Source organism: Acinetobacter sp. NIOH-H-8 (assembly GCF_046635365.1).
Classification (GTDB): Bacteria; Pseudomonadota; Gammaproteobacteria; order Pseudomonadales; family Moraxellaceae; genus Acinetobacter.
Map to the genome: position 1 here is coordinate 47,065 of NZ_JBHDVN010000007.1, position 12,756 is coordinate 59,820.

The window sequence follows — 12,756 nt, forward strand, 5'->3', positions numbered from 1 at the left end:
TTAATGATTTCTTGAAACACTGTCATTAACAATTCGAGGTGTAACAAAAATCAGCAATTCACGCTTGTTATCTGATTTTACATCTTTACGAAATAAACGACCTAAATATGGCAGATCTCCCAAGAACGGAACTTTAGTTTGCGCATTTCGAGTTTCTTGCTCAAAAATACCACCCAATACCACTGTTTCACCATTATCAACCAGTACATTAGTATTGATCTGATTTTTATTAATAGTTAACTGTCCAGTTGGGGTCGGGTTTCCTGGTGAGTCACTGGTAATATTCAATTCCATCTGCACCTTACCATCTGGAGTAATACTTGGTGTTACATCTAAACTTAAAGTTGCATCAATAAATGATGTAGTCGACACTGCATTAGCACCACCACCTTCTGCAGACTGATATGGAATTTGCGAACCGGAGGCAACGGTTGCTTTTTGTTTGTCAGCAGTGAGCACTTTTGGCGTAGAAATCACTTCACCATAACCATCTGCCTGTAGCGCAGAAAGTTCAAGATCCAGCATAAAATCAGAAAGGCTAATTAAGCCAAAAGCAATACGGCTTGCACCTTGACTAGTGACACCTAAATCCACATTTAGGTTATCTGGGCGTTGAATATCATAGGTAAATCCGCCTAAATCACTTTCTTGAGGATCTCTCAAATCCCATAGGGTAGTATCACTCCCCCCCCACAAGAAGGTGATTATTATTGGTAATCCCTTGAGACAGGATTCCCCATTTCACACCCATTTCTTTAGTAAAGTCAGTGGTTGCACGAACGATACGTGCCTCAACCATTACCTGTTTCACTTGTACATCAAGTAGATCCACCATATTCCGGATTTTATCGATAAAAGGCTGGGTATCATTCACAATAATGGTATTGGTACGAGCATCAATAGAGATAGAACCACGTGAACTTAGTAAACTTTCTCTATCATCACCGTTACTTGTGCTATTCGAGCTCCCTGATCCTGATGCACTCTTATTTTGAGTAATCAGTTTTTCAATATCTGCTGCTTTTGCATAACTGAGCTGCATATATTCAGTTTGAATTGGTGCAAGCTTAACACTCTGTGCTAGTGCTTTCGCTTCTTCTTCTTCGGCCTTAATTAGTTCTGCCACCGGTGCAATCCAGATCACATTACCATTACGGCGTTTATCCAGATTTTTAGTTTTTAACACAATATCTAAAGCCTGATCCCAAGGCACTTCTTTGAGGCGTAAGGTAATATTACCTTGTACGCTATCTGCAGCAACCATATTGATATCGGTAAAATCGGCTAATAACTGTAGAACTCGACGGACTTCAATATCTTGGAAATCGAGGGAAATTTTCTTGCCTGTATAAGCGACTGATTTAGGACGTAAAGGCCCTTTAACTTCTGGACGCTTCAAACTAATCGTCAGCTTATTATCAGTTTGAAAAGCCATATATTCATAGCTTTCCGCAGATTGAATAGTAATTACACCTGAGCCATTCTGATTGACTGCGTCTACACTCGAAACTGGTGTAGCAAAATCATTCACATTTAAGCGACGGGTCAAATGTGCCGGAATCTTGGAGCCCAGAGTCCGCACAATCACTTTGGTTCCCTGCTGCTGTACATCGACTGGTGTGTTCTGACCTGCCAGATCAATTACCACCAGTCCTTCACCTTGCGCACCCCGCTGGAAACCAATATTAGTAATCTCCTGAGCGACCTGTTGTTGTACAGGCTGAGCAATAGCGACTGGAGTAGCAGAATTAATTTTTAAAATAAAGGTATTGCCTTCCACACGCGTCGTAAATGCACCTGCATTAGCGAGATTCACCGTCAGTCGAGAACGCTGTGCATCTGAGCTAACATCCACTGAACTGGCTTCAGCAGTTGCGACTGGAATACTAGACTGTTTTAGATTTTGTTGGGCCTCATTAAAATCCAGAATCAGGCGTGATGGAGATTCAAGCTGATAAGCTTGAGGCTGAGGTGGCAAGCCATTAAACATCACCCGGATTTCAGTTCCCTGTCCAGGAATTTGCATTGGCACTACATTGGTCATTGAAACTTGCGCACTCGCTGCTTGCATCACAGCAATCGCGACAGCCCCCATAGAAAACTGACGAAACACATGATTCATTGTATTAGCATCCCCAAAAATAAATTCTTTAATACTCTTATTCATTTTTATTCCTTAAAACTTATGGCGCTGGCCCAATCAAAACCAGACTTCGTGGTCGTTCCACATATCCCTCACGGCCATCTGGAATAATCTCAATCAAGTCAATCTGTGTCGGCGTAATTCTCGTTACACGACCATGATTAAGTCCCATATAGCTGCCACGTTGTATCCGTTCAATTTCCCCATCAGGCGTTTGAATTAGAGCCAGAATCTGCCCCGCCTGATTCCGCATACTGCCTTTCATGCTTAAGGTCTCTAGTGGATAACTCTCTAAAGGCTGTAATTGGCGTGACAAGTTCGGATAAACTCGCTTACCTGCCATAATTTTCAATTCAGCCGCTAAAGAACTCGGCAGAAAAGGACTTTTCAGCTGATGAGCTGCATAATTAAACATTTCTGTCGGAATAAAATCTGGTGCCGGCTCAATCGGTAATGGCGGTTGATTGCGAATATTGGCCATTTCCTGATTGACTGCATCAATTCTTGATTCGCAGCCCACCAATAAAAATCCGAGCGTTAAAGCTGAAGTAATTTTAATGATATTCATTACTGAGCTCCCTGCGTATCAGTTGTAGCTGAAGTAGATGAAGCATCTGCATTGCCTACATAACGGTAGGTTTTCGCTTTCACTACATAATCAATAACAGGAATTTCAGATTTCTTTTCTTTATTTTCAGTTCCTGTAATGGTGAAATCATGCAGTGTAACGATGCGCGAAAGCCCTGCAATACTGCTCACAAAAGAACCAAAGGCATGATAATCCCCAGTGGCTTCAATCGCGATTGGCTGTTCAATAAAGAATTCCTGCTTGATTTCAGGTTCAAGACGAATATTCTTAAATTTCAGTCCAGAGTTCACTCCACTCAGGTTAATATCTTCCACCAGACCTGGAATTTCAGTTTCTTTCGGCAATTGTTCCAATTGCTGATTAAAACGTGCTTCCATCTCCTGTAACTGAATCTGATACTGCTGTAAATTACGCAGCTTGGATTCCTTTTCCCGGAATTCATTTAACAGGTTTTGTTCTTGAGCACTGGCTTGTGAAATTGCTTCTATCTTGCCGCGAATAAACCCGAAATACCCCAGCATAAAAACCAGAATAACAATAAAGATCCAGCAGGTAATTTTGACTGATAATGGCCAGCTACCATAATTATTTGGATCTAGTGTATTGAATTGTTGAAAGAATTTCTCAACTGTCATTTTTTTTCTAGGAACAGCCACTACGTCTTGGCTTAATTCATCGAATCCGTCATTACTCATGATGATGCCTCCGCTGTAGTTGTGGCTGGTGTTTGTCCTTCTTTAAGTGTTGGCTCAGCGATTTGATCCAGATCAACCGTGACCGTAAAGCTGCCATAAGATTCTTCCACTCGTGGGATCACCGAGGATGGCGCTTTATCTTTTGGTTCTTCAGCGACTAAGAAAGCATTCATAAATGCATTACGATATCAGGTAGAAGCTTCCAGATTACGTAGCAATTCAGCTACTGTATTCGGACTTTCCGCCTTACCTTCAATAGTGAATTTATCACCAGTACGCTGAAATTTTGTAATGTACATATTGCTTGGTGTGACCCGTACAATTTCATCAATCAGGTGAACTGCAATCGGCCGTTGAGTCTGTAGACCCTGAATCAGCTTCATACGTTCAACAATTGCATTACGCTGATCTTGTAAACCATCTAATGCTTTTAGCTGTACATCCAGATTCTGGTTAGTACTGACCACCAGCTGGTTGGCCTGTTCCTGATCCTGAAGTTTTTGATCATAGTAGAACCAGGTTGAACCTGCTGCTGCCAATCCTAGAAAAAGTGCCCCTGCGCAAATCGCTACAAATTCATTATTTCTTTTAATTCTTAGCTCATCGCGCCAAGGGAGTAAGTTAATCTTTGCCATTAATCAAAACTCCTCAATGCCAAACCACATGCAACCATGAGTGAGGACGCGTCATTTTCAATTTTTTTAATATCAATTTGAGGAGAAAAGCCCATTTGCAGGAATGGATTGGCAATCGTGACCCGGTAGCCGAGTTTTTGCTGTAATAGTTTTGCCAGACCTGGAATATTGGCATTCCCCCCTGCCAATAAAATATGGTCAATCTCGTTAAACTGAGATGAAGAGAAGAAGAACTGTAATGAACGCGCTGCCTGTTGCACTACAGCATCTAGGAAAGGCTCCAGCACTTCGATGTCATAATCATCCGGTAAGGCACGGGTTTTTTTAGCACGCCCTGCTTCCTCAAAAGACAATCCATAACGGTTCTGGATTTCCTGAGTCAGCTGTTTGCCACCAAAAACCTGCTCACGAGTATAAATGATCTTGTTATTCTGCATTACGGATAAGGTCGTCATACTATGACCAATATCCAAGATTCCGACAGTATTTACCCCCATCGGCAAGGTATCCGAAAACACCTTGAATGCATTTTCTAGTGCAAAACTTTCGACATCTGCAATTTTTGGATTGAGGTTGGCAATTTGCAGTACTTCAGAACGCGCTTCAACATTTTCGATTCGGGTCGCTACTAACAGGACATTGACCCGGTTCGGATTGGTTAAACGGTCTGGCAGAACTTCAAAGTCCAGACTGGCTTCATCAAGTGGGAAAGGAATATATTGTTCGGCATCTTCACGAATCTGAATTTCACGTTCATCATCCGACATATCGGCATCCATTTCGATGATCTTGGTGATGACCATAGAAGTTGGAATCGCAAAGGCTGACTGACTGGACTGGGTATTGGCCAAATTAATCGCACGCCCCAACGCATCACCCACCGCTTCTGGATTTAAAATATTTTTTTCAACGACACTACTTTCTGGTAATGGGACTAAAGCATAACTTTCTACCCAGTACCGACCGTTCTTTACAGAGAGCTCTAAAACTTTAACAGAAGTCGAACTAATATCGACTCCTATTAACCCTTATTTGGCTTACGATATAACCTGCGCACAATACAATTCCTATTATTTTTTTATCCCCAATAAAAACTGTGCCGGCCTATAATTTTATACAGATACAATAACTCATCTAACAATATGTATATCTAAAGGATATACTGACCGGTAATTAGTTTGCCATTAGCTCTTATTAAAACTTACTTGTTATGAAAAAGCTATCTTGTTCAGGCCTTGTTCATCCATTTTTTTTGATCATTATCATTATTTTGATCTCAATTCCGATGGGTTTCTATGGCATGTATCTCTATATTGCCCCATCTTTGCCTGAAATGTCTACGCTTAAAAAGGCACCTTTATTAAAGCCTTTACAAGTTTTTAGCTCAGATAATGAGCTCATTGCAGAGTATGGTGGCAAGCTTTCTGTTCCTGTGAATTATGAACAGATTCCGAAAGAATTTATTCACGCCTTCCTCGCTGCAGAAGATTCTAGTTTCTTCGAACACAGCGGGATCAGCTTTAAAGGCTTAGGACGTGCAGTCAGTGAAACTATTACCGGCTCTGATGTACAGACTGGCGGTTCGACCATTACCATGCAGGTCGCCAAAAACTACTATTTAAGTCCCGAACGTACTTTAAAGCGTAAGCTGACTGAAATTTTCCTGGCACGTAAAATAGAACAGAATTTAAGTAAAGAAGAAATTCTGACTTTATATGTCAATAAAATTTTCTTGGGGAAAAATGCTTACGGCATTGCGGCAGCAGCGAAAATCTATTACAACAAAAGTTTAGATGAGCTTTCGATTGCGCAAATGGCAATGATTGCTGGCCTACCTAAAGCACCTTCTCGTTATAATCCGGTGGCCAACCCTAAACGTGCATTAGAGCGCCGTAACTGGATTTTAGGTCGCATGCTGCAATTGGGGTATCTGAATCAAAGCCAATATCAGGAAGCCATTGCTGAACCGATTAACCTGGATATGCCTAACCGTAGTACGCGTAACAAATTCCCCTACGTCGGTGAAATGGTTCGCTCTGAACTGGTAGAAAATTTTGGTGAACAGGCGATAGATTCAGGTTATAAAGTCTACACGACGATCCACAGTGAACGTCAGGCTTATGCTGAACAGGCAGTACAGGATGGTTTAGAGGCGTATGATCGTCGTCATGGCTGGCGAGGTGCTGAGGCTCATGATCAGCCCCTGCAAAATTTCCGTGTCTATGCCAACACTTACCCTGCTGAAGTGACCAAGGTCAATAATAATAGCTTTGAAGCATTGATGCAGGATGGTACAACCGTAACTGTGCCTTGGTCAGGCATGTCCTGGGCCCGTCCTTATCGTAGTGCAGATAGTGTAGGTGCTGCACCAAGCAGAGCCTCACAGATTGTTAAAGTTAAAGATATTGTTCGTTTAAGACCTAACGAGAATAAAAGTTCCTGGGCACTGGTACAAACGCCTCAGGTACAGGGCCAATTAATTGCATTGAACCCGAATAATGGTGCGATTGAAGCCATTGTGGGTGGTTATAATTTTTATCAATCCAAATTTAACCGTGCGACTCAAGGCTGGCGTCAGCCGGGTTCAACTATTAAACCCTTCGTTTACGCTCTGGCTTTAGAACGTGGTATGACTCCACACACCATGGTCAATGATGCACCGATTACTATTGGTAAATGGAGTCCGCGTAATTCGGATGGCCGTTATTTAGGGATGATTCCTTTACGTCGTGCTTTATATCTGTCACGTAACACGGTTTCAGTTCGTCTATTACAAACCGTCGGTATTGAACGTACCCGTCAGTTATTTATGGATTTTGGCTTGCAGGATAACCAGATTCCACGTAACTACACCATTGCTCTAGGCACGCCTCAGGTTTTACCAATCCAGATGGCCACTGGTTATGCTACGTTCGCCAATGGCGGTTATCGGATTCAGCCACATTTTATTACGCGTATCGAAGATGCCTATGGCAAGACTATTTTTGAGGCTAAGCCTGAATATGCCTGCATCTCGTGTATTAATGCTCAGGAAGAAAGTCCTCAACCAACAGGCGCACTCACTCCTGATGATGAAGCAATTGAAATCAATAACAAGACCCTAGCGCAAAAACCAGAGACACCAAAAATCTCGGCTGAAGACAGTAATTACCGTCAGGCAGAACGTATTTTAAAATCTAGTTCTGCTTATGATATGGCCAATATCCTGCGTGATGTGATTCAGCATGGTACGGGACGTGCTGCTTTAAGAATTGGTCGTAGCGATATTGGGGGTAAAACCGGTACCACCAATGATGCCAAAGATGCCTGGTTTGCAGGTTTTAATGGCAAGCTGGTCACCGTTGCCTGGGTCGGTTTCGACCAGCCAAAAACTTTAGGTCGCCGTGAATACGGTGGCGTGGCAGCCTTACCAATCTGGACCGACTTTATGGGTAATGCCTTAAAAGGTACACCAGAAGCTTGGGTTCGCCTGGATCGTAATGCTAAAGCACCTATTAACCGTAATAAAGTAGTGCAAGGTGAGCAGGAACAGCATGATCCGTCTTCTCCACCTTTAGCGACGCCTCTATATCGCCCTGCCCCGGTTGTAGCACCTAAGCGACAAAGCAATGATTTTGAAGATTTGCCTGATCAGGAAATCCACATACCGGATGATGAAAGAGTGGCGCCAAGAGACCAGCCACTACAACCAAATCGGGTGGTGGATCCTTTGGAAAACTTGATTGAAGAACTTGAATAATCTGAACCAATAAAAAATCCCTCAATAATGAGGGATTTTTTATTTCTAAATAACCGATTTACTTCTTCTGAAATACATAAATCTGGAATTGGGCCATTAAATTGAATTGATCCTGCTGCTCAAGTGCCAAACGGCGTTCAGGTTTGGCTTTATAAGCATAGGGAGTCATAGCAATCAGGTTTTTTAAATCCGCTTGAGGCAAAGTCATTGGCGCATCAATCACCTGTTCACTTACCAGATTAAATACATCCTGCAACTGCTCAACAAATTTCTGTGGCTCGTGTGCTTTCACTTCCTCAAATAAGGCTTCACGCATCGCGTACAAATGTTGTGGTGCAGGCGTCACTACCATCAAATAAGATTTTGGCTTTAATACCCGCAAGATTTCCTGTTTCGGAATCGGGCTAAATAAGCTGGTACAGAGATCAATGAATTGATCCAATACCGGCAAGGTTGCCCCTGTCCCTACCACCCAGGTAATTTCTTTATTCAGTTTAGCTGCAACCTGAACTGCATTTTTGGCAATATCTACGCCGACACATTGCATGACTTCAGCCTGCATGGCATTGGTGTAATAGCCTTCGCCACAACCAATATCGAGCAGATTTTCAATCCGCAGCTCACGGATTTTCTTAACCACAGCCTGTTGCAGAGGTGCATAGTGACCTGCACTCAGAAATGCACGGCGTGCCTGCACAGATTCAGGCGTATCACCTGGATTTTTACTATGTTTATGCTGCACCACATGCAGGTTCACATAACCCTGCTTGGCTACATCATAGCTATGCTGATTGTCACAGCGCCATGTACGTTCATTTAAGCGTAACTGCTCACGACAAACAGGACACATCAGTAGGTTCATTTTTTAATTTCTCCAAAACAAAAAAGCCGGCATGCGCCGACTTTTTCAAATGCATTTCTTAGCGTAATTTTAAGGTCATTAGGCCCAAAACTACTAGCATAATCGTAATAATCCAGAAACGGATGACGACTTGAGTTTCACGCCAACCTTTCTTTTCATAATGGTGGTGTAGCGGTGCCATTAAGAAAACGCGTTTATTACGCATTCTTAATGAACCGATTTGCAGGAAGACTGAAATTGCTTCCACCAGGAATACACCTGCCATAATCGCAAACACGATTTCCTGACGTACCATCACGGCAATCGTACCCAGCATTGCACCTAAAGATAATGCACCCACGTCACCCATAAACACTTGAGCTGGATGAGCGTTATACCAGAGGAATGCCAGACCGGCACCAATCATCGCAGCACAGATGACTACCAGTTCAGAAGAATATTTCACATAAGGAATATGTAAGTAGTTAGCGAAACGTACATCGCCTGCCAGATAAGCAAACACCCCTAAACCGGCTGCAACCAGGACAATTGGCATAATTGCCAGACCATCCAGACCATCGGTCAGGTTCACGGCATTGGATGCGCCATTAATCACGAAGTAAGTGAAAATAATGAAACCAATTCCCAGCGGAATCACGGACAATGGAATGGTGTGATCCTTAAAGAATGGAATCAACACATCCAGCATGTTGGCAGTCACAACTGGATTCGGTTGCTGCTGTGCGATCACATACAGTGCAATACCAGCACCGATTGAACCTACAGACGTCCAAAAGAATTTCTTGCGTGCAGGTAAACCGGCATTGTCTTTATAACGGATTTTAATCCAGTCATCCGCCCAGCCAACGGCGCCGAAAATCACCATTACCGAGAGCACAATCCAGACATAAGGATTCGTCAGGTCCGCCCACAGTAAGGTGGAGATCCCGATCGAGAGCAGGATTAATACCCCACCCATGGTCGGTGTACCCATTTTCTTGGCATGATTCTCAGGAGCAAACGAACTTACTGCCTGACCATATTTTAGTGCCTGCAATTTGCGAATCATGATCGGACCCAAGACCAAACCGATAGTCATAGCAGTCAAAACGCTGAGCAAAGCACGTAAAGTTAAATAACGAACCACCTGAAACGTGCTATCAAAGCCCGCCAGCTGGTCAAATAGCCATAACAGCATTTAGAGTTTCTCCATCAATGCAGCCATTAATGTTTCCATATGGGCAAAACGCGACCCTTTAAATAGAAAAGACATTGGCTGGGGATGATGTGTTTCAATCAAATCAATTAAAAATGGTAAAGCCTGCTCCTGATTGAGGAAAGCCTGCATCTTCTTACCATATTGCGTACTACGTGCACCTTCTTGTGCAGCTGGAGCAAATTCACCCACAGCCACCACAAAATTAATGCCTTTGACCGATACCAGATCCCGACCAAGTTTATAATGCTCGATCGCGGTAGATGAACCCAGTTCACCGATATCACCGGTCACCATCACTCGAATACCCTGCTGCTGCGCTAAAACTTCAGCCGCTGCACGCATCGAGCTTGGATTGGCATTGTAGGTATCATCAATAAATAAAAAATCTTTGTGCGGAATAAAGTTCAAACGACCTTTGGCACCAACAGCCTGTTCAAGGCCAGCCACGATATCATCCAGACTAATACCAATCGCCAAAGAGAAAGCCACTGCTGCAGTTGCGTTCTGCACATTGTGTTCACCAGCAAATGGCAGATTTACAGTTATAGTGCCTTGTGGTGTATTTAACGTGAAAGTCGCAGATTGCGGATGTAGTTCTACGTCAGTTGCATAGACATCACCGCCCTGACCAAAACTTAGAGTCTTCTCGGTTTTGACGGCTGCACGAATCTGCTCGGCATAATCATCCGCTGCAGGCACAATCGAAGTTTCAGAAATATGTGAATAGATTTCAGATTTAGCGCGACAAATCCCATCACGGCCACCAAACTCACCTAAGTGTGCAGTACCGATATTAATGATACCGGCCACATGCGGCTGTACCAGATTGGAAGTGTAATCAATTTCACCCTGATGGCTCGCACCCAGCTCCATCACCGCATACTGATGTTCAGCACGCAGTTCCAGCAACATCATTGGGACACCCAAATCATTATTCAGGTTACCGCGAGTGACTAAAGTCGGTGCCAGACGTGACAGGATACTGCCCAGCATTTCCTTGGTCGTGGTTTTACCGCTACTGCCAGTCAAAGCAATGACTTTGAGCTGTGGATTTTGCTGACGACGATATGCGCCAAGATGACCCAGCGCCAGGCGAGTATCTTCAACTACTAGCTGACAAATATCTGCGTCAACAGGTTGGCTGACAATCGCGATTCCACAGCCCTTCTCAGCCACTTGTGCGATAAAGTCATGCGCATCAAAACGCTCACCTTTCAATGCCAGAAAAGCATCACCTGCTTCGGCATGACGGGAATCAGTTAAAATCCGCTTAATCTGGCCTTCAGGTTTTTTATCATTCAGCCAATAACCCTGAGTGGCTTGCTGTAACTGTTCAATTGTCCATGACTCTAGAGGCACGGTACTTGTTGTTGAAGTATGCATGTGAAATCCTAATGCGCTGGAAATGCTAAATCACGGTTATGATGCTGGGCATCAATTGCGGCCTGTACCTCGACCACATCATCAAACCAATGTCGCACCCCATCAATCTCCTGATAATTTTCGTGTCCCTTACCGGCAATCACCACAATGTCACCTGGCTGCGCCTGGTCGACTACAAAGCGGATTGCTTCACGACGGTCATGAATTTCATGATAGGTTTTGCCTGAAAAATCGATACTCTGCTTCATGTCAGCGAAAATCTGGTTTGGATCTTCAGTACGCGGATTGTCCGAAGTCAGCACTGCAATATCAGCACCTTCGAGGGCCGCCTGAGTCATCAGCGGACGTTTGCCACGATCACGATCACCGCCACAGCCAAAAGCAACCCAGAGTTTTTGGCTGACATGACGCTTCAGTGTAAGCAAGACCTGAGTCAGAGCATCTGGAGTATGCGCATAATCCACCACAAACAGACGCTCATCATCACGAATGACCTGCATACGGCCTGGAGCACCTTTCAGCTCGGGCACAGTTGCAATTAAATCGGCTAATGCAAAACCGGCTTGCTCTGCCACAACCAGGCTGGCAACCAGATTTTCGATATTGAAATGACCCAGCAAAGGACTATGCACAGTAAATGTATCTTGTGCAGTGATCAGTTTGAATTCAGCACCGGAAATACTGTACTGGATATCCTGAACCTGATAATCAGCTGCTTGCGACAAAGAATAAGTCAGAATTTTCGGCTGATTCGGATTGGCTTTTGCAGTATTCAGCATCACCTCTGCATGTGCGTCATCAATATTGATGACTGCAACTCTCAGAGATTCAAAGCTGAATAAACGCGATTTTGCTTCTGCATAAGCTTCCAGCGTACCGTGATAGTCGAGATGGTCACGACTTAAATTGCTATAAGCCGCAATTTCAATCGCACAACCATTCAGACGGCCCTGCTCCAGACCATGCGAACTCGCTTCAATTGAAGCAAATTCCGCGCCTGCCTGTGCATAGGCATGCAAGGCATTTTGCAATTGCAGGGCATCCAGTGTGGTATGAGAAGAGGCTTCCAGATTCGGCAAAACACCATTCCCTGTAGTCCCCATAACTGCACAAGCTTTGCCTTGCAGCATCAGCAACTCAGCAACCAGACGGGAAATCGTGGTTTTACCATTGGTACCGGTCACGGCCAGAATACGGGCAGCATTGACTGGCTGAATCGCTTGCAGATAGCGCTTCTGCCATTCGCCCATCAGGTGACGGACATTGGGTACTACCAAAGCTGGAGTAACACCCAGCTCCTGTTCAGAAATCACCGCTAACGCGCCTAATGACAGGGCTTTCTTGGCATATTCTGCGGTTTTTTCAGGTTGAGACAAGCTGGTCAGGGCAATAAAAATTTGCCCCAGTTTAACTTTGCGGCTGTCCAGTTCGAAACCCTGAAAGGATTGTCGCATCCATTCAGCAGGTTCTTGAACGGCGTAGAGATCTTGAAATGTAATGGACATTGATCAC

7 protein-coding genes and 3 pseudogenes are annotated in these 12,756 nt (G+C 44.0%); 1 reads left to right on the forward strand and 9 read right to left on the reverse strand.

The genetic code is table 11. The features are described 5' to 3' along the window. From pilQ to ACEWB7_RS04990, 5 genes and pseudogenes are all read right to left on the reverse strand, one after another. A pseudogene (gene pilQ, locus ACEWB7_RS04970) lies at positions 1 to 2,122 on the reverse strand (type IV pilus secretin PilQ). Between the two features lie 61 nt (positions 2,123 to 2,183). Next, positions 2,184 to 2,711 carry a pilus assembly protein PilP gene (locus tag ACEWB7_RS04975; RefSeq protein WP_034169727.1) on the reverse strand — a complete coding sequence of 176 codons (528 nt, stop codon included), beginning with the start codon at positions 2,709 to 2,711 and terminating at the stop codon, positions 2,184 to 2,186. Further along, positions 2,711 to 3,427: a type 4a pilus biogenesis protein PilO gene (locus ACEWB7_RS04980; protein WP_034702183.1), complete on the reverse strand. Its 717-nt coding sequence runs from the start codon at positions 3,425 to 3,427 to the stop codon at positions 2,711 to 2,713. Before ACEWB7_RS04980 ends, ACEWB7_RS04975 begins: the two co-directional genes overlap by 1 nt. After that, positions 3,424 to 4,062, reverse strand: a pseudogene (locus tag ACEWB7_RS04985) (PilN domain-containing protein). Before ACEWB7_RS04985 ends, ACEWB7_RS04980 begins: the two are co-directional and overlap by 4 nt. Beyond that, positions 4,062 to 5,119: pseudogene (locus ACEWB7_RS04990) on the reverse strand (pilus assembly protein PilM). The pseudogenes ACEWB7_RS04985 and ACEWB7_RS04990 overlap by 1 nt, the downstream one beginning before the upstream one ends. 153 nt (positions 5,120 to 5,272) lie before the next feature. Between ACEWB7_RS04990 and ponA the strand changes: the two are divergent. Continuing rightward, positions 5,273 to 7,801 carry a penicillin-binding protein PBP1a gene (gene ponA / locus ACEWB7_RS04995; RefSeq protein WP_125278888.1) on the forward strand — a complete coding sequence of 843 codons (2,529 nt, stop codon included), beginning with the start codon at positions 5,273 to 5,275 and terminating at the stop codon, positions 7,799 to 7,801. 58 nt (positions 7,802 to 7,859) lie between these two features. Here ponA and ACEWB7_RS05000 read toward each other — a convergent pair whose 3' ends face one another. From ACEWB7_RS05000 to ACEWB7_RS05015, 4 genes are read right to left on the reverse strand one after another with little or no spacing between them, the layout of a single operon-like run. Then, complete coding sequence (locus ACEWB7_RS05000; protein ID WP_034702194.1) at positions 7,860 to 8,663, reverse strand: putative RNA methyltransferase; 804 nt, start codon at positions 8,661 to 8,663, stop codon at positions 7,860 to 7,862. 58 nt (positions 8,664 to 8,721) lie between these two features. Then, entirely contained in the window at positions 8,722 to 9,840 is a 1,119-nt protein-coding gene (mraY, locus tag ACEWB7_RS05005) for a phospho-N-acetylmuramoyl-pentapeptide-transferase (protein WP_034702197.1), read from the reverse strand. After that, positions 9,841 to 11,244 carry a UDP-N-acetylmuramoyl-tripeptide--D-alanyl-D-alanine ligase gene (locus ACEWB7_RS05010; protein WP_411580475.1) on the reverse strand — a complete coding sequence of 468 codons (1,404 nt, stop codon included), beginning with the start codon at positions 11,242 to 11,244 and terminating at the stop codon, positions 9,841 to 9,843. A gap of 8 nt (positions 11,245 to 11,252) precedes the next feature. After that, entirely contained in the window at positions 11,253 to 12,749 is a 1,497-nt protein-coding gene (locus tag ACEWB7_RS05015) for a UDP-N-acetylmuramoyl-L-alanyl-D-glutamate--2,6-diaminopimelate ligase (protein ID WP_034702201.1), read from the reverse strand. Positions 12,750 to 12,756: the final 7 nt, after the last annotated feature.